The sequence below is a fragment of the Flavobacterium sp. N1719 genome (assembly GCF_025947045.1).
GTDB lineage: Bacteria > Bacteroidota > Bacteroidia > Flavobacteriales > Flavobacteriaceae > Flavobacterium > Flavobacterium stagni.
Genome location: NZ_CP109993.1, coordinates 2,682,534 through 2,703,594, shown reverse-complemented (window position 1 = coordinate 2,703,594; position 21,061 = coordinate 2,682,534). Strand labels below are relative to the sequence as shown.

Sequence of the window (21,061 nt, the reverse complement as noted above, 5' to 3'; positions counted from 1 at the left end):
CAATGCTGTTTTCTATCATAATCCCGGTTTATAATCGTCCCGACGAAATTGACGAATTGTTACAAAGCTTAACAACATCAACTAACACGAATTTCGAAGTAGTTATCGTTGAAGATGGCTCTTCTATAGATTGTAAAGAAGTGGTGTTACGTTATGCCAAACAATTGCAAATTTCCTATTATTTTAAAGCCAATTCGGGTCCCGGTGATTCCCGTAATTTTGGGATGAAGGTAGCCAAAGGCGATTATTTTATCATCTTTGATTCGGATTGTATCATTCCTTCACACTATATGAGTGAAGTAGTAAAAGAATTAAATACAGCCTATGTGGATTGTTTCGGAGGACCCGACAAAGCATTAAAATCGTTCTCTTACATCCAACGCGCCATTAATTTTACGATGACTTCGTTTTTGACCACTGGAGGAATCCGTGGTGGCTCAGAAAAAATCGATAAATTCCAACCCCGTAGTTTCAATATGGGGATTTCTAAAAAAGCCTTTGAAGCGTCCAAAGGGTTCGGAAACATTCATCCTGGAGAAGATCCCGATTTGTCCATCCGCTTATGGAAAATGGGATTTAAAACCCGCCTTTTTAAGGAGGCGTATGTCTATCACAAGCGTCGTATTGATTGGGATAAATTCAGTGTACAAGTTTCCAAATTCGGTAAAGCACGCCCTATCCTAAACCGATGGTATCCCGAATATGCCAAAATTACATTTTGGTTTCCAACACTGTTTTTAGTTGGCTTGGCGGCCTCCGTGATTGCTTTGGTGTTTTTGTTTGATTGGGGGCTAAAATTGTATTTCGTCTACTTTGCTCTAATCTTCCTGTTTTCCTCCATTCAAAACCGCAATCCCATTATTGGATTTCTCTCCATTATAGCGGTATGGAAACAATTTACAGGGTATGGAATGGGGTTTATTAAGTCGTATTATAAAGTTCATTTATTAAAACAACAACCGCAAGATGCTTTTCCAGAGTTGTTTTTTAAAAAACCATTGGAAGCCCAAATTACTGAAGAAATTCATATTGAAAAAGAAGCTGAAGAACCCATTCACAAGTCGGTTGAAAAAGCCTTAGACAAAATCATTGCACCCATTCAAAAAATAGTGGATACAGCACCAGTGAAAACGAAGATTATCGGACTCACGGGCGGAATTGGTAGTGGGAAAACAACCATAGCCAATTATCTCTCTGCAAAAGGGTATCCCGTTTACATCTCCGATTTAGAGGCAAAAAAAGTAATGGACTTCCCTGAAATTATTCAAAAAATTGCGGTACAGTTTGGTCCTGAAATAATGGATGCCAATCAACGGTTAAACCGAGAACAATTGGCAGCAATCGTTTTTAATAATCCAGAAAAATTAAAGCAACTCAATGCTATTGTGCATCCCGCCGTGAAAAATCATTTTGATCAATGGATTGTCGCACACAAGAAATTCCCGTTCGTGTTTAAAGAAGCAGCCATTCTATTTGAAAGTGGCAGTTATAAGGATTGTGACGCCGTAATAACAGTAACGGCTCCCTTAGAAATGCGAATTGCTCGCGTTTTAAAAAGAGATCAAACTACCCGTGAGAAAATTTTGCAACGGATTACCAATCAGCTTTCTGATGAAGAACGTGCCGCACGAAGTCAGTATGTCATTCAAAATGAGAATTTCGAATCTACCAAACGCCAAATCGAAGAAATCCTTATTTCCTTGAAAAATAAGCAATAAAAGTAGGCTGTGTTAATGTTTGGTTAATACATTAACAAAACAAATGTTAAAATCCCTAATTTTGAGGTGATGAATAAATTTGTTTTTCGCCTCTTGGTATTCTTGATGAGTGTTTCCCTTTTGGGAATCATTTTGGTGCAAGTTTACTGGTTTAATACTTCATTAGAAAAAAGCGAAGAACAATTTACTTTTCATGTTAAGCAAGTACTTGAAAATGTTGTTGAAAAGATTGAAAGACAGGAGAAATACAACTTTTTAAACCGTTACAATTTTCTTCGAGATAGTACGGGGAAACGACCCAAACGAGAAGATTTTTTAGAATACAAGTACGTACAGCGTAACCCGAAAACGAATCAAACCATCATTTATTCGAACAGTATAACGATGGAAGATTATGACATTCAACGCTCGTTCTTTGATAAAGATGATGATTCAACCAAAGTTAAAAATTATACTACAAAAAGAAAAACGGCGGTATTCAATGGAAAGCCTTTAGATGATGGCGGAATTCAGACACAAATAAAACCGGATATCACCATTGAACGCGAAGGAACCATCGATATCCTTCAAGATGCGCAATTTGATGCCGTCTACAAAGATATCGCCATCCAAAATCCCATTCAAGAACGGGTGAGTGCCGAAAACCTTTCCAAGTTACTCAAAGCCGAATTAAAAGGATACGGCATTAATACTCCTTTTGAATTCAATATTTACAGTAACGGATTGGCAACCAAAGTAAAGTCGGAACATTTCAATTACGACAAATATTCCACGTATACCACGCCCATTTTTATCGATAATGATGGCAACAACCGATACAATCTGTTGCTTAATTTTCCTCAAAAAAAGAAATTCCTTTTTGCAGAAATATTAGCTATTACGCTGCTTTCAATAATTTTTACACTGGTAATTATCATCGCCTATGCCAATGCTTTGCATCAATTGATGAAACAACGTCAGATTTCAGAAATCAAAACCGATTTCATCAACAACATGACCCACGAATTCAAAACGCCCATCGCTACTATAAATTTGGCGCTAGACGCTATTCGAAATCCCAAAGTCATTGATGATAAAGAAAAAGTATTTCGCTACTTGCAAATGATTCGCGACGAAAACAAACGAATGCATGCACAAGTAGAAAATGTTCTCCGAATTTCGAAATTGGAAAAGAAAGAACTCGACATTTCTAAAGAACCCCACGACGTTCATGAAATTATTGAAGATGCAATCGAACACGTGAATCTCATTGTCGAAGACCGTAATGGTAAGATTTCTAGTGATTTGGAAGCCACTCGAAGTACAGTCCTGTTGAACGATGTGCATTTCACTAATGTAATTGTTAATATTTTAGACAATGCGATAAAATATTCTAACGAGGAACCCGTTATTGAAATTAGCACTGAGAATATAAAGGATTTTATTTTAATAAAAGTTAAGGATAACGGGATAGGAATGAGCAAAACCGCTCAAAAAAGAATTTTTGAAAAATTCTACCGCGAACACACCGGAGACGTACACAACGTGAAAGGACACGGTCTCGGGTTGGCCTATGTGAAACGAATAGTGGACGATCACAACAGCCAAATTTTTGTGGAAAGCGAAAAAGGTAAAGGAAGTACATTCATTATTAAAGTCCCACTGATAAACTAAAATACAATGGAAAAAGAAACAAAAAAAATCCTACTCGTTGAAGATGACCAAAACTTCGGTGCTATCCTCAAAGACTATCTATCGTTAAATGATTTTGAAGTTACCCTAGCCAAAAACGGTATGGAAGGCTTCGAAAAATTTAAAAAAGACACTTACGATCTATGTATCTTAGACGTAATGATGCCCTACAAAGACGGGTATACTTTAGCCAAGGAAATCCGTGAAAAAAACAAAGAAATTCCATTGATTTTCTTAACCGCTAAAACCATGAAAGAAGATGTACTCAAAGGCTATAAAGTGGGCGCCGATGATTACCTCAATAAACCGTTTGACTCGGAAGTGTTGTTGATGAAAATCAAAGCCATCATGCAACGCAAATCCTCAGAAACCAAAGCGGAAAATACGCAATTCGAATTCCAAATCGGACAATTCCATTTGAATTCCAAATTACGTTTCTTAACTTTCCCCGGTGAAGAACCGATCAAATTGTCGCCCAAAGAAAACGAGTTGTTGAAATTACTCGCTTTGTATGTGGAAGATTTGATGCCACGTGAATTGGCGCTGACCAAAATCTGGAGAGACGATAATTACTTTACTTCCCGCAGTATGGACGTGTATATCGCCAAATTGCGCAAGTACCTGAAAGAAGATCCGAACGTTGAAATTCTCAACATCCACGGCGAAGGTTTCCGTCTAGTCGTGAAAAAATAAATGTAAAATCCCTGTTCCAACGGGGATTTTTTTTTGGAGCTATTCGGGCTATCCGTTGCAAGGAGGCTGTGGCACCGCAAGCAAAAAATACACCCCAAATCCGCGCTCCCAAGGTCGCAGGATTTGGGGTGTTTTGCTAAGCGCTGCCTTCGCCTCGCTTTCCACTACTATCCCGGCTAGGGCTGAGTGCTAGCTATTCGTTTTCCATTCCAATAGCAAAGCAAAACAGGTCTTACCTTGGTGCGTAATCACAAAAGTGTCGTCTTCCTGACCAATCACCGCTTCCTGACCTAAATTAAGTTCGCGCATAAAATTCATTTCAAATGCAACCAATTCCTGTCGCATCAACTTTTTTGCATCGCAATGATCCAAACACCATTCCAAGTATTTCACATTGTTAGCATGATTCACGATGTCCAAATCCGAGAGTTTAACCGTATAGGTTTCTAAAGTCGTGACCGATTCCTTTAATGTTATCTTGTGAAACGACTGCACTGTTGCGCGCTCCGGATTTTTAATAAAATGCTCGTGCGGCAATGCCAACGGGTCGGGGCGTCGGGTTTGGGTATTGATTACCGCCCAGTAGGTTTCACAACCGACCAACTTTTGATCGCCGCTCCATAATTCCAAACAACGAATTGAGCGGGAATTTTCCAGCGAATTGATCCAGGTTTTTACCGTCACCGTATCACGCCATTTCGGCAACGCATGGATCTCCACCCGCATCCGACTCAATACCCACGCTTGATGATGGGCTTGCATATCACTAAAACTTAAGCCGCCCAACTCTGCGTGGTAGCCCGCGGTGAGTTGGAGTATATTGCATAAATCCGTGTATTTTAAGAGTCCGTTGGGGTAACATTGCAAAAAGTTAATAGCCCACGGTTGTAATAAAGTTGATTGGAAATCAGGCGAAATAGGCATTTTAATTGATTTTTAAACCTAAGGTAAAGACTAAGGCTTGTGATTTTTTATATTTTGTCACGTAGTCGGAAACACCGTCTTGTAAATTGTAATTGGTAGTCGAAAACGACAATCCGGCGTAGGCTTTGAGGATAGCCGCCAATTTAAAATTAAGATAGCCACCCAATTGGACTTGCGTACCGTTTTGTATTGCTATCAGCGTCCCATTTTCTTGATGCCGCAATTGTTCGGCTCCCAAATTGACAAACGGGGTAACCGACCAATTTTTCTTTAAATCCACTTCATAAGCAAGCTGCATATAATACACCGATTGGGTCGAACGAGTATACGCTGTAAAGTCGGGAACGCCTACAAATCGATACGAAGCACCCGAATAGCCAATGTTGAACTCCCCTTTATACAACTTGAAAATGGAATAGTTAACGTCGATGCCGACCGGAGTGGTGTAAAAGTGATTTAAAGCGGTATTTCCAATTTGTGTGGGGACTGCAGCGCCTACTCGCAACGACGGATTAAATAAGAAAAATCCAAAATTTTGTGCATTCATTCCCATGGAAAATAGAAGCACTACTAGGTAAAATGACTTTTTCATGCTTACAGGTTTTGAATCACATAATTATCGCCCGTACCGATGTTAAAATCTTGACTCAGGGTTTGTCGTACTTTGGTTTGGGAATTATAAACGGTGTAATGGATGGTTATCGTTTGGTTTTTAGCAACATAAAAAGAATAGATAGCATCGTTGTTATTGGAATAATAGGGGTTGCCAATACCTTCCATAGTACATTTTTCAATACTTTTTTGGGACGAACTGAACATAAATTGAATTTGAAACTGCACGGTTTCACCGTTTTCTAAAAAATAGAATGATTGTGCATTGAAACTTGTAGGATCCAAATACTGTACTTCACTCTCAATCGGGCGATAATTCGCATAGCCTTCTGCGTAAACATAGAGTTGCTGATTGGGATAAAAAGTAGAAAATTTGATACGCCCAGCCGCATCGGTGGTATAACTAAATTCAGGGGAAACACCCGTGTCAGGAGTGGAGTAGCCCAAATAATAATCAATCTTTTTTCCCGCTACCGGTTGGCCTTGCGCATCAAAAAAACGATGGTTTAATTGCACAATACGCGATCCATCATACGGAATATCACAACTAAAACTGCAAAGCAAGAGCAAAGCACTGAGTAACACTAAAATTTTTTTCATACGTTTATTTTAATCTTAGATGCAATTGTTCCAAAAGGGTTGCAAAATCGGTTGAATAATTAAACCAATGGACCTCCGGTGTGCGTTTGAACCAAGTCATTTGACGTTTGGCAAATCGGCGGGTGTTCATTTTGATATTTTCGATGGCTTCCTCAAGGGAACATTTTTGATCTAAAAAATCAAACAACTCGCGGTAGCCCACGGTTTGTAGTGCGTTGTACGAACGGTAGGGGTAGAGATCGCTGACTTCCTTCAACAATCCCGCGGCCATCATCAAATCCACCCGATGGTTAATGCGCTGGTTTAATTCCTCTCGCTCGGCTTCGAGTCCGATGATGATCGATCGAAACGGACGGTTGGTTTCTTTTTTTCCTAAAAAGGAGGAGTAGGGCTGACCCGTACCCAAACAGACTTCCACAAAGCGTTTCATGCGTTGTGGATTTTGTAAGGTTTGCGGATTTTCGAGGAGTATTTTTTGGTAATACTGGGGATCCAACTCGTGTAAAGTCGCTTGTAAATAAGGAAGTCCGTCGATTGCATACCGGGCATTGATGGATTCCCGAATGCTCGGATCAATATCTGGAAAATTGTCCAAACCTTTACGTACGGCATCGACATAGAGTCCGGAGCCGCCCACCATAATTTGTACGGGATTTTCTTGAAACAGTTGGTCGAGTTGAGCCAAGGCCTCAGTTTCAAAGTCGCCCACACTGTACGCGTTATAAATGGAAATGTTTTGGATAAAATAGTGGGGTGCGGCTGCTAATTCTTCTGGGGAAGGCACGGCCGTACCGATGGTCATTTCTTTAAAAAACTGGCGGCTGTCGCACGAAATAATGGAACAGTTAAAATGATTCGCCAAACGAATCGCAAGTGCGGTTTTACCAATAGCGGTGGGTCCGATAACCGTGATTAAGACGGGTTGGTTTTGCATGGCGTAAAGGTAGCATTTTATGTGAAATGAGCAGTGGTTTTAGCCCGGATTGAAGCGGCATCCTCGTAGCGAAGCGGAGAGATACAGCGGAAAGCCGGAAATAGCTCCAAAAAATTAAAACTTTAAAACTTTCAAAACTTTGTTTTTCCGCAAATACCCTTGAATGATGGTGCGGGTGTCGCGGTTGTTTTGCATTGGGATAATCAAGTTTTTGAGGATATCGATGTTCATGATTTGGTAGTTCAAATCGTAGAAGCAATAGCCTTTGTATATCCCGTTTTCAATCAGCACCGCACTGCGTTCCTCGGTGCGACGGCCACGGTCAATAACCACCAAAGTTTGGTTGCCAAACTGCACTTCTTCCAAGTAGTCTTCCACGCGGGCATTATAGTCATCGGCGGATTCGGCTTGGATGCAAGCGCCGTTACACTCTTTGATTTTGTATTGAAAACAACTTTTTTGGGTGTCGTAGAGTCCGTTGATTTTCTGACACAGTTGGTATTTTTCCGTGATTTTAAAGAGGTAATTTTTCCCTTCTTGAATACTGGAAAACGACGTAATTTCCTTTTTTCTACCGTCGGCTTTTTGTAACTGCAGACTCAAATACCCATCGTCAGTTAGCACTTCATACAGCGCCCATTGGAAAATACTTTTGCGTTGGGCACGGTTATAAATGGGTTTATTGATTTTAATTTCTTCGCTTTCTTTCAATAAAGCGATGAGTTCGCTCCCCGTTTCTTCATAGGTCACTGCAAACACTTCGCGTTGGATTTTCTTGCTTTTGCTGGTGGTACCTGTGAAATGCTGGTTGACGCGTTTTTTGATGTTCTTGCTTTTACCGATGTAAATCAATTCTCCTTTTTCGTTGTGGATGTAATAAATCCCTGTTTTGGTGGGCAAGGCTTCGACAATGTCCAGGAGTTTGGGCGACATGCCCGATTTGATTTCGGTTTTAACCAAGCTTTTCAGAATTTCTTTTTCAGAGTCTTTGGAAAGCAAGAGTTTGAACAACTTCACGGTAGCCAAGGCATCGCCACTCGCGCGGTGACGGTCGGCCATCGGAATTCCGAGGGCGCGCACCAATTTCCCTAAACTGTACGATGGTTGGTCCGGAATGAGTTTTTTAGAGAGTTCGACTGTACAAAGCGTAGGTCGTTTGAATTCATAGCCCAACCGACTGAATTCTGTGCGCAGAATGCGGTAGTCAAACGAGGCGTTATGTGCCACAACGATACAGTCTTCGGTGATTTCGATGATGCGTTTGGCGACTTCAAAAAACTTGGGAGCGCTGCGCAGCATGGCATTGTTGATGCCTGTTAATTTCACCACAAACGGTTGAATCGGAATTTCGGGATTGACTAAACTAATGAATTGATCGACTACTTCGTGACCATCAAATTTATAGATAGCGATTTCAGTAATGCCTTCTTCATTGAATTGGCCTCCGGTGGTTTCTATGTCAAGAATGCAATACAAATTCGTTTACAGCTTCGCTTCGTTTTGAGTTAGTGAATGGCACAAAAGTACGTCTTTCTGAGTAAAGAAAAAATGGAGTTTGCTTTTAACCCCATGGTTTTATGAATAGTTACGAACACCAAAGATGCTACTTCCAATGCGCACCATGGTACTGCCACAAGCTATGGCCAGTTGATAATCGCCTGACATACCCATGGAAAGGGTTTGTAATTGGAAGTTGGGCCATTGAACCGATTGGTACTGGTCAAAAAGCGATTTTAAAAATTGGAATTCTTTTTGAATTTGTGCTTTATCCTCGGTAAACGTGGCCATGCCCATGAGTCCGATGACCTTTATATTTTTCAGGTTTTGAAAAGTAGCTGCGTTAAGAATCGCTTCGAGTTCGCCAGCATCAAAACCGAATTTAGTTTCTTCTTCAGCGATATGGATTTGGAGTAAACAGTCGATAATACGATTGTTTTTGGCAGCTTGTTTGTTGATTTCTTCCAATAATTTCAAGCTGTCCACGCCATGAATCAAAGCCACATAAGGCGCCATGAATTTCACCTTGTTGGTTTGTACATGACCAATCATGTGCCATTGAATATCTTTGGGCAGTTGTTCCCATTTTTCGGTCATTTCTTGGATTTTATTTTCTCCAAAAATGCGCTGACCGGCAGCATAGGCTTCTTGTAGGTCGGCTATAGGTTTGGTTTTTGAAACGGCAACCAAAGTCACGTGTTCGGGTAGTTGCGCTTTTATTTCCTGAAGATTTTCTGCAATAGTCATGATTATTTCTTAAACAAATTTAAGATTTCATCGTTTTTCTTGGCAATCCAATCGGCAATGGGCATGCCGTCCACTATATTTTCATCGAATTTACCCGCTTGGATGTCTTCACCAGGTAGGTGTAAAGTCGAACTGGATTGCTCTTTTCCGTTCTTTTTTTGAATGGACAATTCCAATTGAAGAATTGCCCCGTTTTGGTAATAAAAGGTGGCTGTTATTTTTTCAAAATTACCATTGGTAAAATGGACCACACTTTCCAATTGCCCTTTTAAAAGCGTTTTGTTTTTTATGTCTTTCCGTTTTTCAACTTCAACTGGTGGCGCTGCAATTTCCATGGATTCTTCCAACAAATTATACACCAACAGTTTAAAGCTTCCTTTTCCTTTGATGGTGTGTGAACCGGAGGCAGTTTGTTTATCGCTCAAGACTTTTTTGTCGCCATTAGCGACTAATATTTCCACATTCTTAGCGTTTTTTACGGCACAAATACTGTCGATTTGAAAACGGGTAAACATATGATTTTGGGCAAACCCCATCCAGCTCATGCCCAGTATAATTCCTAAAAATAACTTTTTCATAGTTTCAATTTTTAAAGTTCATAAACCATCAAGCCACTGCGAAATTTGGGTTCGATGTATGTACTCTTCGGCGGCATGATTAGTTGATTGTCGGCTAAGGCTTTAATCTCTGCTATTTCAGAGGGGAAAAGCATAAAGCCCACTTCAAATTCGCCTTCATCTACCAATTCTTTGATGGTTAATATCGATTGCTTTCCGGGAATGTATTCGATGCGTTCGTCGTTTCGCAAATCTTCAATGCCTAATATCGGATGCAAAACGGTGTCATAAAGAATTTGGGCATCCAGGTTTTCCAGCAATCCCGGATTCGGATTTTCTTGTTTGTAAAACAACGCATAAAATTCGCCATCCAAATACATCCCAAATTCAAATTTATCTTGGGGTTTCCATAGTTCTTGCAACTTGGATTTTACAATAAAATGTTCGTCCAACAAGGCCAAAAAATCATCTTTGGTATGGCCGTTTAAGTCCCGAACAATACGGTTGAATTCGTAGATTTTAACATTGCTTTCGGCAATTAAGAAACTCATAAAACCCTTCAAATTGGGGTTTCCCAAGTGGTTGTCTTCGTCAAAGAGCAACTCCGCCGAGGCAGAACGGTGGTGACCGTCAGCGATATACAATTCCGGAATACTTTCAAATTGGTTTTGAATCCACGCAATTTCAGAAGCTTCACCAACGCGCCAAAGTGTATGTTTTTCTTTGTTGGTTGTAGAAAAGTGGTACAACGGTTGTTCCTTTTTCTTTTTTACAATCCAATCATTAATTTCCGTTTTATCGGGATAGGTTATTAAAACCGGTTCGGTGTTAAAACCCGTTTGATGCAAATAATCTTTAAACAACTCCACGCGGTATTGCAAGGTATCTTCGTGCTTTTTGATCACATTGGCTTTGTACTCCTCAATCAAAGTGCCTGCTACAATCCCGGTAAATGTGTTGGTTTTGGTCTGAATTTCATACAAAAACATCACCGGCTCCTCTTCGCTGACAAACACTCCGTCATTTTTAAAATCTTGGTATTTGTGTGCCACGCCTTTAAACCGTTTGTCCAAGGTGATTTTTTGCGCATGAACGTAGGCTGGATTGATGACGTGCAAAAAGGAATACGGATTAAAATTCAGCCAAGCGGCAAGCTCAGCCGGACTGTAATCGTCGTAATTTCTGCACGTGACCAAAGCCACTTTATCGGCTACGGGACGCACTGCTTTAAAGGGGAGCAGGGTGGACATTTTGAATTTTGAATTATGAATTATGAATTATGAATTTGTTGTGCCAACGACTATTTTAAAAACTGTTTTGCGACTTTTTCCGCTTTCTTACTTTCGCTATAATCGTAGAAGCCTTCCCCGGATTTTACGCCCAATTTTCCGGCCATTACCATGTTCACTAATAAGGGACAAGGAGCGTATTTCGGATTTTTGAAACCATCATACATTACATTCAAAATGGACAAACAAACGTCCAATCCGATGAAGTCAGCCAATTGCAGCGGACCCATAGGATGTGCCATACCCAATTTCATCACCGTATCGATTTCGTATACACCACCCACACCGTTGTACAAGGTTTCAATGGCTTCGTTGATCATAGGCATTAAAATACGGTTGGCTACAAAGCCGGGATAATCGTTCACTTCTGTAGGCACTTTTCCCAATTGTACCGATAAATCCATGATGATTTTGGTTACTTCATCCGAGGTGTTGTACCCGCGAATGATTTCGACCAATTTCATAATCGGCACCGGATTCATGAAATGCATTCCAATTACACGCTCGGGGTGTACCACTTGCGCGGCGATTTGCGTAATAGAAATGGAAGAGGTATTGGTGGCTAAAATGACATTGTGCGCGCACAAATCGCTCAATTGTTTGAAAATATTCAATTTCAAGCCTACATTTTCAGTAGCGGCTTCGACCACCAAATCCACACCGACTACACCGTCTTTCATTTCGGTATAGGTGATTATATTACCAATAGTTTTGTGTTTATCTTCTTCGGTGATAGAACCTTTTGCGACCATTCGGTCCAAGTTGGTTGCAATCGTTTGCATCCCTTTTTCTAAGGATTTTTCAGAAATATCAATCAATTTTACGGTAAAACCGCATTGTGCAAAGGTGTGAGCAATTCCGTTACCCATCGTACCCGCACCAAGTACTGCTACTGTTTTCATTCGTATATTATCTTAGTTTGTTTTGTTCGTATTCATTCGAAACGGTTATCGTTTCATGGCCTCTATAATTCGGTACGCCACGCGTAAGGCTTCTGTACCGTCTTCCAAGGTAACCACTGGCGTAGTGTTGTTATTAATGGCATCGGCAAAAGCTTCCAATTCGTCCAAAATCGCATTATTGGGTTCGACACTCGGATTATTGAAATAGATCTGTTTGCGTTCACCTTCCGCATTTTGAAGAATCATATCGAAGTCGCCGGGTTGTTCGGGTGCATCTTTCATTTTCACCACTTCACAGGTTTTATCCAAATAATCCACCGAGATGTAGGCATCTTTTTGGAAAAAACGCGACTTGCGCATGTTTTTCATCGAAATACGGCTCGAGGTAATGTTGGCCACACAGCCGTTTTCAAATTCGAGACGCGCATTGGATATGTCAGGGGACTGACTCAACACCGAAACGCCGCTGGCATGTACATTCACCACTTTGGAACGCACCACACTTAGAATGGCGTCGATATCGTGAATCATTAAGTCTAACACCACAGGAACATCCGTGCCACGTGGATTAAATTCGGCCAATCGATGCGTTTCAATGAACATGGGTTGTTCAATTTGGTCGCGCACTGCTGTGAAAGCAGGGTTGAAACGTTCCACATGGCCTACCTGACCTTTGACATTGTATTCCTTGGCCAAAGCAATAATTTCTTCTGCTTCTTCAACGGTTGTTGCAATGGGTTTTTCGATAAACACATGCTTCCCTGATTTGATGGCTACTTTAGCACATTTATAATGCGAAAGGGTAGGCGTAACAATATCAATGACATCCACGGCATGGATCAATTTGGCTATGGTATCAAAACGCTTGTAACCAAATTCGGCAGCTATTTTCTCAGCATAGTCGGCATTTTCATCATAGAAACCAACCAATTCATAATGTTCTGATTGTTGTAAAAGTCGTAAGTGAATTTTCCCCAGGTGACCGGCACCTAGAACGCCAACTTTGAGCATAAAATGATATTTTTCTCAAAAGTAGCAATAAAAAGAAAAACTACCATTCGGAATTCACAGTTTTTGCGCATCTTTTTTTCGAGATTCGCAGGTCAAAATTGAATTTGCTTTTTGGTAGTTTTCCCCTTATTTTTACGAACCGTAAAACAACTGTTCCCGTGAAAGACACCCCAAAACATCAAGGATTACGCAATCAATTGGTTACACAATTAGAGGCCAAAGGCATTACGGATAAAAATGTCTTGGAAGCCATCCGTTTGATTCCGCGGCATTTGTTTTTGAATTCGTCGTTTGAGGATTTTGCGTACCAAGATAAGGCCTTTCCTATAGGAGCTGGTCAAACGATTTCACAACCTTATACGGTGGCTTTTCAATCCCAGTTATTACAAGTTAAAAAAGACGATAAAGTGTTGGAAATCGGTACAGGCAGTGGCTACCAAACGGCCGTTTTGTGCAAGATGGGAGCCAAAGTGTATTCGGTGGAACGCCAAAATGAACTCTTTAAATCAACTTCTTTATTGTTACCCAAATTAGGGATTCGCGCCAAGCATCTTTCGTTTGGTGACGGATATAAAGGGTTACCTGCACATGCCCCGTTTGACAGTATTATTGTGACGGCAGGTGCCCCGATTATTCCACAGCCGTTGATGGCCCAACTCAAAATTGGCGGTCGATTGGTGATTCCGGTCGGGGAGAAGGAGCAAATCATGACCTTATTAATCCGCAAAAACGAAACCCAATTTGAGAAACACGAGTTTGGGGATTTTAAGTTTGTGCCGCTTTTGGAGAATAAGAATTAGAAATACACAATTTTCTTTATATATTTAGCTCTGTATTTATATAGATTTAACGACAATGAAGAAAATTGCAATTATCTGCCTTCTATTGGCCAACACTCTTTTAGGTCAAAATTCCGAAAAAAAAGTTTGGGATTTACTATTAGCTAACAAGCGCGAAGACGCACGCAAATTATTTGACAAAGAACTAAAATCCAAGATGGAATCTCAAGTAGATTATTTATTATTGGATGCTATAATTAGTTATGAGTCGGGTAAAATTACTTTTGACGAATCTTTTCTAAAATCGTTTTTAACGACCTGTAAAGACCGGGCTTATTTGTATCCAATTTTTTACAGAGCATATGCAATTGATAACCCTAATGCTAATGGTTACGATGAAATTACGTATAAAAAAATTGATTTACTAGCGAATCACCCCGTATTTGGAAAAGATCCAATTGTGATTTATTTTAAAGCTTTAAGTGAGCGAAGAAGGAAAAATTTCACAGCCTATCAAACAGCAATAGCCCAATTAAAACCTATTGAAAATTGGCAATTCTGTGGTGTTTTTGAAAATTTAAATGATAGTGGCTTTGATACAGAGTATGAGCCTGAAATTTATGCCAAAAATGACAAGCAATTTGATGCAAACAGCAACGGATTTCTAGGATGGTACAATCCAATAGATGTCTCCAGTGAAGGGTATCATTTTTTTACTAATGAGACAGAATACGGTGATGGAATCATGTATTCGCAGGTTTTCATAGAAAACCCTGAAAAACAAGAGGTTTATCTCAATTTTGGTTCCAGTAATTCAATTAAAATATTTTTAAATGACACTGAAATTTATGCAAACAATACCATTGATGCTTCCGATATGAATGCATACCGTTTGCGAGTTTCATTGCCTAAAGGAGTCAATCGTTTGTTGGTTAAATTATCAACGGAAGGCAAAAATGATAATTTTTTACTTTCAATGGTGGACCAAAATGGAAATCTTCCAGTAGGAATTACAATTTCTCCCAATTACAAATTGTATCAGAAAACACCATTGGAACAGCTAAATCCAGAAGAATTAGATGCAGAATCCGAAGCTTACTTTAAAGCTAAAATCGCACAACAACCTGATAATGTATTGTACAAAATACTTTTGTTCCAAGCGTATAATAACAATCGTAAAAATGAATTAGCTACAGATGTAGTAGAAGAATTGGCCAAAATGTATCCAAAGTCTTCATTAATTCAAGTAATGCAAATTGATAATTATGCAGCAAAAGGAGAAGAGCAAAAAGTAGAAGAGTTGGAGAAAAATATTGAGATTAATGATGAATTTTATTTCTATAACGTTTTATTAAAAATTAAAGATAGTGATTGGATTAGTGCTGCAACTATGGTTGATTTGGAAAAATTCAAACCCAAAGTAGCTACCATTCAATCCCCAATTATTCCGGTTTTATTTGATTTTATTTTAGCTTCACGCAAATCGGACGTCAATCAAATGCTTGAAAAGTTAGATTACATTATCAATAATTCCAACTATAATGAATTTTATTTGACATCATTTATCAATCTATATGAGAAATTAAAAAATGATAAGAGTAAATCGATTGCTCTACTCGAAGAATTAGTAGAAAAGCGAGAAAACTTTTCTGCAATTTCAAAATTAAAAGCCTATTATAATCAAACAAATCGTAAGGATGAAGTGTTGAAAATTTCCAAAACACTTTCGGATAGGTATCCTTTTCACAATGGTTTACGGAAAGAATACATTGAATTGTTAATTAACGACAAACGCTATGATGAAGCGATGGTTGAAGTTGACAGAGCTTTGAAAAACTTTCCTTATTCCTTTCAATTAATGGAAATCAAAGGTTCAATTTACAACAGTCAAAATAAAATTAAAGAAGCAGAAGAAAATTTCAGAAAATCTCTAGTCCACAATTCTGGGAATAGTTCGCTTCGAAAAAAACTGTATGATATTACAAAAACCCCCGATGAAATAGAAGAAATAGCAACTCAAGACATTTATGAAGTTATAAAGAAACGAAGAAATACCAATTTAAAAGGTGATTTTGGAGTTACCGTTTTGTTGGATGAATATATTGTAAACATACTTCCAGAAGGGGGAAGAAAATCGAAAGTTACTTACCTGTATGAAATTACTTCAGAACACGGTATTGAAGAAATGAAGGAATACAATTTTCAAAGTTACAGTAATAATTTATTGAAATCTGAAATTGTAAAACAAGACGGTTCTTTAGTTCCTGCAGAGGAAGGAGACGGGACATTGGTATTTACAGATTTAAAAGTTGGGGATGTTATTTATATTCAATACGAACGTTATGAAAATGCATACGGTCGTTTTTATAAGGATTTTGATTTGTCCTGTTATTTTAACAGCTTTTATCCTGCTTTGGATGTCGTTTTTGGAATTATTTACCCCAATTCCGTTCAATTTAAAACCCATTTTACTAATGGAAATGTAACCCCAATTCAGAAAAAAATTAATACTAAAAATGCATTACTATTCAAGCGTGCCAATGTTCCTGCAATGGACTTACAAGAGCCTTATTCAGCGGAATTTGTGGATTTAAACAATATGGTTCGTGTCAGTACAATTAAGCATTGGAAAGACATTTCAAACTGGTATTCTGATTTAGTAAAAAAACAATTAAAGCAAGATAAAATTACACGTAAAACATTTTCAGATTTGTTTCCCAAAGGAGTAGCAGGTATGCAACAAGAGGAAATTGCGAAGACTATTTATACGTTTATAGAGCGAAATATTACCTATAGCTCTCAAGATTTCCGACAAAGTGGTTATGTACCTCAAAAACCTTCAAAAACGATAACCACAAAACTAGGAGATTGTAAAGATGTTTCAACATTGTTTGTAGCTTTAGCAGAGCAAGCGGGATTAAAAGCTAATTTAGTTTTAGTATCTACGAATGATAACGGATTTTCTTCTATGGCCTTGCCAACGAATGATTTCAATCATTGTATTGTGAAGGTAATGTTAGATGGCAAAGATTATTTTCTTGAATTAACGGATAAATATTTACCATTTAAAGCCTTACCAATGAGTCTTTACAAAGCCAATGCTTTGGTTATTTCATTTGATAAAGCAGAAAATGAAAACAGTTCGATCATTCAGATCCCGTTTACAAATGCAATAAAAAATATTTGTAAAACCAATACTGTAGTTTCTATTGAAGAAAATCAAAAATCATTTGTTACTACTTTTGTTGTCCAAGGAGCAAACAAATCCTATTACAATGAATTGTATGCCAATGCGACTACAGAAGACGTTCGGAAAAAACAAATTGAAGAAGATTACAACGCCAAATTAAAGAAAAACATCACCTATCAATCAGCTAAAGTAATTCAAAATGAAATGTTTGATAAGGATATTACTTTTGAAACGAAATTCACAGTTTCTGAACGTTTGCAGAGTGTTGGTAATTTGAAAATTACGGATATTCCATTTTTAGATAAAGTCTATACTAGAGATATTATTGCCAAAGACGAGCGTAAATACGACATTCAATATTTTAAATATGAGAATTCTAATGAATATCACTCGGAAGTAATATTAACCATCCCTGAAGGTAAAAAATTTATGGAAATTCCAGAGAGTAAAACCTTTAGTTACAAAGGCCACTCGTATTCTTTGTCGTTTGAAACTGTAGCTCCCAACAAATTAAAAGTTAAACGTACTGTTCTTTTGGATTGGAATGATGTACCCACTACAGCTTATCCTTCTTATAAAAAATATGTAGAAGATGTGATTGCTGCCGAAGAGCAAATCGTCGGATTTAAATAATAAAAAAGTGGAGTGTTTATTAACACTCCGCTTTTTTTTATAGCTGCTGCAACCGATTTTTCAATTGATCAATTTCTGAAAGTATCGAAGCAATTTGCGCTTCTTTTTCGGCGCTTTTCGCCAAATTCAATCCTTTCTCTTCTAAAATGCCCGTAACTGCCTCAATGGCCTCCGGATTGAAATCAATAATGTGTAATAGTTTAGCACGGTACCAAGCTACTTGGATGGGTTTTACATCAAGCCCTAAAAGTTCAGCAAGGAGTTCGGCTTGTCCTTTGGTCGGAATCCGTTTCCCATTTTCAAATTTACTGATGAGTGCTTGGTCAATAGCCGCTTTTTCTGCCAACACCCGAGTGGTGAGTCCGCTGCGTTCTCGTCCCGTTTTTAATAAATCGTGTAGCATTAAAAGGATTTTTTCAAACGATCAATATCACGTTGGGTATCACGGTCTTTTAAGGTTTCCCGTTTGTCGTAGTTCTTTTTCCCACGGCAGAGGCCAATTTCCAATTTAGCCAACCCTTTTTCATTGGTAAACAAACGAAGGGGAACTATGGTTAATCCTTTGGTTTCTACTTTGCGCGCTAGTGTTTTTAATTCTTTTTTGTTCAATAGTAATTTGCGTTCACTGCGCGATTTATGATTAAATGCGGTTCCAAAGGCATATTCTTCAATATAGGTGTTGATGGCAAACAATTCATGACCATGAAATTCACAGAAACTCTCGGCAATTTGCACTTTCCCTAAACGGATGGATTTGATTTCCGTTCCCGTTAAAACCATACCCGCCGAATACGATTCTAAAATTTCATAATCGAAGCGCGCACGTTTGTTTACAATGTTTATCTCCTTAATCATACTGCAAAGATAACACAAAACCTACGGATATAAGAGTGCTATTTTACATCGAAAAAAAAAGGCAAACTATGACTTATGTCAGGTTTTTCTTTACTACTTGGTTCTACATTTGTCCTGTAATATTTAAACAAAAAACAAAATGAAAAAATTATTTTTAGTTGCTGCTGCAGCATTGTTAGCGTTAAATGTGAATGCACAAGATAAAGCGAGTAAAGGTTTACAAGGAACTTGGTGGGCCGGTGGTCAGGTAGCTTTTGGAAAATCGGATAACGGTGTTTCTGAAACTAAAACCAACACTTTTGTGCCTATCGTAGGTTATTTTGTGGCTCCTGATGTTACTTTAGGTTTAGGAGTAGGTGTTATTGGTTCAAAAACGGATAATACAGTTACTTCTACAACTACAGCAGAATCTAGCACATTTATCGTGCAACCATTGGTTAGAAAATACTGGGGATTAGGAGGTAAATTCTTCTTCTTCGGTCAAGCTTCTTTGCCTATGACTTTTTCAAAAGACAAAATCTCTGACGACAAAACGACTTCTGTTGGTTTAGACGTTGCGCCAGGTTTTGACTTTATCGTAAGCAAATGGATGACGGTTGAAACTTCGTTCTCATTATTCAACGTAAATTCTACCACATACAAACCAAATGGAGGTGATAGCACCAGCAATTTCAATTTGAATTTCAATCCATTTGATGTAAACCCAGGTACAAGAAGCGTGGGTGGATTACGAGTAGGGGTTAAATTCCTATTCTAATTCCTTTATTATTTAGAGTTATTGGTTAGTTCCGTTTGTACGGACGAAAAGGTCACCTCTTTTTGGGGTGACTTTTTTTATTTCAAACTTTTTCTTAAATTCGTTGAAAACCAACAAAATAATAACTCTATGATTCGAAGAATACTACCGCTTGTGGTTGCAGGATTGCTTTTGTCGCTCACATCCTGTTCAGAAAACGAACAATCATTTGAAGCCATCTCGATTGCACAAGAACAACGCGAACTGTTAACGCCCCAGGAAATTAAAGCCAAAATCGACGCTTCTATCCAAAATGGAATGCATTTTACTTGGAAAGCAGTCACTACACAAACGGTTTGGAGTGCGATTGTACATGGAAATAGTCTGGCTACAGTTGGATTTGGTGCTGACGCCAATGATTTTGATCGCACAAAATCCAACAGTTCCGCTACCCAACAACAAGCGCTTCTCGAACGTATCGCCTATTACGAGCAAAAGGAAATTAAAGATATTTTAGTGAATGCCGATCCGTATTTGAATTTAATGGATGTGCGCATTGAAAAACAAGAAACGGTAGCCGCCCTTCGTAAATTGGGATTGGTTCGCTATGTTGAGCCTGCCGATTTCCGCTATTTTACTGTGGCCGAAATGAAACCGGGCAATGGAGGTGTTACAACACAAAGTGATTCGGGTTGTGGATTTGAATCAGCGACTTTAGCCACTTCAGATTACACCACAGTTACGCCCAATGCCAAAGTGCCATGGGCTTTTTACTCACACAATATTCCGAGTGCATGGTCGTTTGCCACAGGGCGCGGTATCACAATCGGAATTGTAGATACCGGTTTGTCTCCGAATCAGTCACTTTTAGGAACTAATTTCAATAATGGTGCTTCTACGGGTCGCACCGTGCAAAAGTTTGGGGTGTATGTAGATTCTATTTGGCCTTGGTCAACTACCACGGATGGACCCAACGACCAATGTGGTCATGGTACCAGTATGGCTTCTGTAGCTACCGCACCGCGTAATGATCGTGGATTGCCTGTTGGCGTGGCATATAATGCCAATTTAATTACGTACCGTGCCGCTTCCAATGTGGTTTTAGACGGATACCACGAACAAAATGGGGTAAAGAATGCATTTACCGCTTTGGCTAATACTGCCAATGTGAAGATCATTTCCATGTCGATGGGGCATGTTTTTTCAGTGAGTAAAATTGCAGACGGTGTTAAATATGCCTACAGCAAAGGAAAGTTGATTTTCTGTGCGGGCGGGACATCGACGAGTTTTACGAATTTCGTAGGGGTTATTTTCCCCGCTTGGATGCCTGAAGCTGTAGCGGTAACCGGAGTGAAAGAAGGAACCTCCAACCAAAAATGCGACGTTTGTCATAGCGGAAGCGAAATCCAATTTACTATACAAATGCAACGTGCGGCCTCAGGGAATACGATTCCAGTAGATAGTTATTATGATAATCAATCCGATTATGTGGGTGGTTCTTCTGTAGCAACTGCTACCACAGCGGGAATTGCGGCTTTGGTGTGGTCTAAGAATCCTACCTGGACACGCGACCAAGTACTGAACAAGTTGCGTCAATCGGCAACCTATTATCCGACCCGTAATAGCAATTACGGATACGGGAACATCAATGCCTTGTTAGCTGTTCAATAGTACACTATTTTCAAAAAAAAGAAACCCCATCATTTCGATGGG

At 39.1% G+C, this 21,061-nt stretch carries 19 protein-coding genes and 1 pseudogene; 8 read left to right on the top strand and 12 right to left on the bottom strand.

The window, feature by feature from the left end; all coding sequences use genetic code 11:
- Positions 1-2: 2 nt before the first annotated feature.
- The 4 genes and pseudogenes from OLM45_RS11535 to OLM45_RS11520 all read left to right on the top strand — a co-directional run.
- Positions 3-992: pseudogene (locus OLM45_RS11535) on the top strand (glycosyltransferase); the annotation flags it as partial.
- A 117-nt stretch (positions 993-1,109) separates the two neighbouring features.
- Positions 1,110-1,718 (top strand): dephospho-CoA kinase, encoded by a 609-nt coding sequence (gene coaE, locus OLM45_RS11530; RefSeq protein ID WP_264512977.1) that lies wholly within the window; start codon positions 1,110-1,112, stop codon positions 1,716-1,718.
- 69 nt (positions 1,719-1,787) lie between these two features.
- On the top strand, positions 1,788-3,371 hold the full coding sequence (locus tag OLM45_RS11525) for a sensor histidine kinase (protein WP_264510309.1): 1,584 nt from the start codon (positions 1,788-1,790) through the stop codon (positions 3,369-3,371).
- Positions 3,372-3,377: 6 nt separating this feature from the next.
- Positions 3,378-4,082, top strand: a complete 705-nt coding sequence (locus OLM45_RS11520) for a response regulator transcription factor (RefSeq protein ID WP_264510307.1) — start codon at positions 3,378-3,380, stop codon at positions 4,080-4,082.
- 189 nt (positions 4,083-4,271) lie between these two features.
- On the opposite strand, the gene OLM45_RS11515 is transcribed toward OLM45_RS11520, so the two are convergent.
- The 10 genes from OLM45_RS11515 to OLM45_RS11470 form a co-directional block, all read right to left on the bottom strand.
- Positions 4,272-5,006 carry an acyl-[acyl-carrier-protein] thioesterase gene (locus tag OLM45_RS11515; protein WP_264510306.1) on the bottom strand — a complete coding sequence of 245 codons (735 nt, stop codon included), beginning with the start codon at positions 5,004-5,006 and terminating at the stop codon, positions 4,272-4,274.
- 1 nt (position 5,007) lies between these two features.
- On the bottom strand, positions 5,008-5,598 hold the full coding sequence (locus OLM45_RS11510; RefSeq protein ID WP_264510303.1) for a hypothetical protein: 591 nt from the start codon (positions 5,596-5,598) through the stop codon (positions 5,008-5,010).
- A 2-nt stretch (positions 5,599-5,600) separates the two neighbouring features.
- Positions 5,601-6,218 carry a hypothetical protein gene (locus OLM45_RS11505; RefSeq protein WP_264510301.1) on the bottom strand — a complete coding sequence of 206 codons (618 nt, stop codon included), beginning with the start codon at positions 6,216-6,218 and terminating at the stop codon, positions 5,601-5,603.
- 4 nt (positions 6,219-6,222) lie between these two features.
- Positions 6,223-7,152 carry a tRNA (adenosine(37)-N6)-dimethylallyltransferase MiaA gene (gene miaA, locus OLM45_RS11500; protein ID WP_264510299.1) on the bottom strand — a complete coding sequence of 310 codons (930 nt, stop codon included), beginning with the start codon at positions 7,150-7,152 and terminating at the stop codon, positions 6,223-6,225.
- 114 nt (positions 7,153-7,266) lie between these two features.
- Positions 7,267-8,628 (bottom strand): exonuclease domain-containing protein, encoded by a 1,362-nt coding sequence (locus OLM45_RS11495; RefSeq protein WP_264510297.1) that lies wholly within the window; start codon positions 8,626-8,628, stop codon positions 7,267-7,269.
- Between the two features lie 99 nt (positions 8,629-8,727).
- Complete coding sequence (locus tag OLM45_RS11490) at positions 8,728-9,396, bottom strand: YggS family pyridoxal phosphate-dependent enzyme (RefSeq protein WP_264510295.1); 669 nt, start codon at positions 9,394-9,396, stop codon at positions 8,728-8,730.
- Between the two features lie 2 nt (positions 9,397-9,398).
- Positions 9,399-9,974 carry a hypothetical protein gene (locus tag OLM45_RS11485; RefSeq protein ID WP_264510293.1) on the bottom strand — a complete coding sequence of 192 codons (576 nt, stop codon included), beginning with the start codon at positions 9,972-9,974 and terminating at the stop codon, positions 9,399-9,401.
- 11 nt (positions 9,975-9,985) lie between these two features.
- Positions 9,986-11,203: a DUF1015 domain-containing protein gene (locus OLM45_RS11480; protein ID WP_264510291.1), complete on the bottom strand. Its 1,218-nt coding sequence runs from the start codon at positions 11,201-11,203 to the stop codon at positions 9,986-9,988.
- 50 nt (positions 11,204-11,253) lie between these two features.
- Complete coding sequence (locus tag OLM45_RS11475) at positions 11,254-12,144, bottom strand: 3-hydroxyacyl-CoA dehydrogenase NAD-binding domain-containing protein (protein WP_264510289.1); 891 nt, start codon at positions 12,142-12,144, stop codon at positions 11,254-11,256.
- Between the two features lie 45 nt (positions 12,145-12,189).
- Positions 12,190-13,155, bottom strand: a complete 966-nt coding sequence (locus OLM45_RS11470; protein ID WP_264510287.1) for a Gfo/Idh/MocA family protein — start codon at positions 13,153-13,155, stop codon at positions 12,190-12,192.
- A 158-nt stretch (positions 13,156-13,313) separates the two neighbouring features.
- Here OLM45_RS11470 and OLM45_RS11465 point away from each other — a divergent pair, with 158 nt between their 5' ends.
- Together OLM45_RS11465 and OLM45_RS11460 are read left to right on the top strand one after the other, a co-directional pair.
- Positions 13,314-13,955, top strand: a complete 642-nt coding sequence (locus OLM45_RS11465) for a protein-L-isoaspartate(D-aspartate) O-methyltransferase (RefSeq protein ID WP_129462387.1) — start codon at positions 13,314-13,316, stop codon at positions 13,953-13,955.
- 55 nt (positions 13,956-14,010) lie between these two features.
- On the top strand, positions 14,011-17,757 hold the full coding sequence (locus tag OLM45_RS11460) for a transglutaminase domain-containing protein (protein WP_264510285.1): 3,747 nt from the start codon (positions 14,011-14,013) through the stop codon (positions 17,755-17,757).
- A gap of 37 nt (positions 17,758-17,794) precedes the next feature.
- On the opposite strand, the gene OLM45_RS11455 is transcribed toward OLM45_RS11460, so the two are convergent.
- Both OLM45_RS11455 and smpB read right to left on the bottom strand, forming a co-directional pair.
- Positions 17,795-18,160, bottom strand: coding sequence for a helix-turn-helix domain-containing protein (locus tag OLM45_RS11455; protein ID WP_129462388.1), 366 nt, complete (start codon positions 18,158-18,160; stop codon positions 17,795-17,797).
- Positions 18,160-18,612 (bottom strand): SsrA-binding protein SmpB, encoded by a 453-nt coding sequence (gene smpB / locus OLM45_RS11450; RefSeq protein ID WP_129462389.1) that lies wholly within the window; start codon positions 18,610-18,612, stop codon positions 18,160-18,162. Before smpB ends, OLM45_RS11455 begins: the two co-directional genes overlap by 1 nt.
- Positions 18,613-18,751: 139 nt before the next feature.
- Between smpB and OLM45_RS11445 the strand changes: the two genes are divergently transcribed.
- Together OLM45_RS11445 and OLM45_RS11440 are read left to right on the top strand one after the other, a co-directional pair.
- Positions 18,752-19,369: an outer membrane beta-barrel protein gene (locus OLM45_RS11445; RefSeq protein ID WP_264510283.1), complete on the top strand. Its 618-nt coding sequence runs from the start codon at positions 18,752-18,754 to the stop codon at positions 19,367-19,369.
- Positions 19,370-19,498: 129 nt separating this feature from the next.
- Complete coding sequence (locus OLM45_RS11440) at positions 19,499-21,019, top strand: S8 family peptidase (protein ID WP_264510281.1); 1,521 nt, start codon at positions 19,499-19,501, stop codon at positions 21,017-21,019.
- The last annotated feature ends 42 nt before the right edge of the window (positions 21,020-21,061 follow it).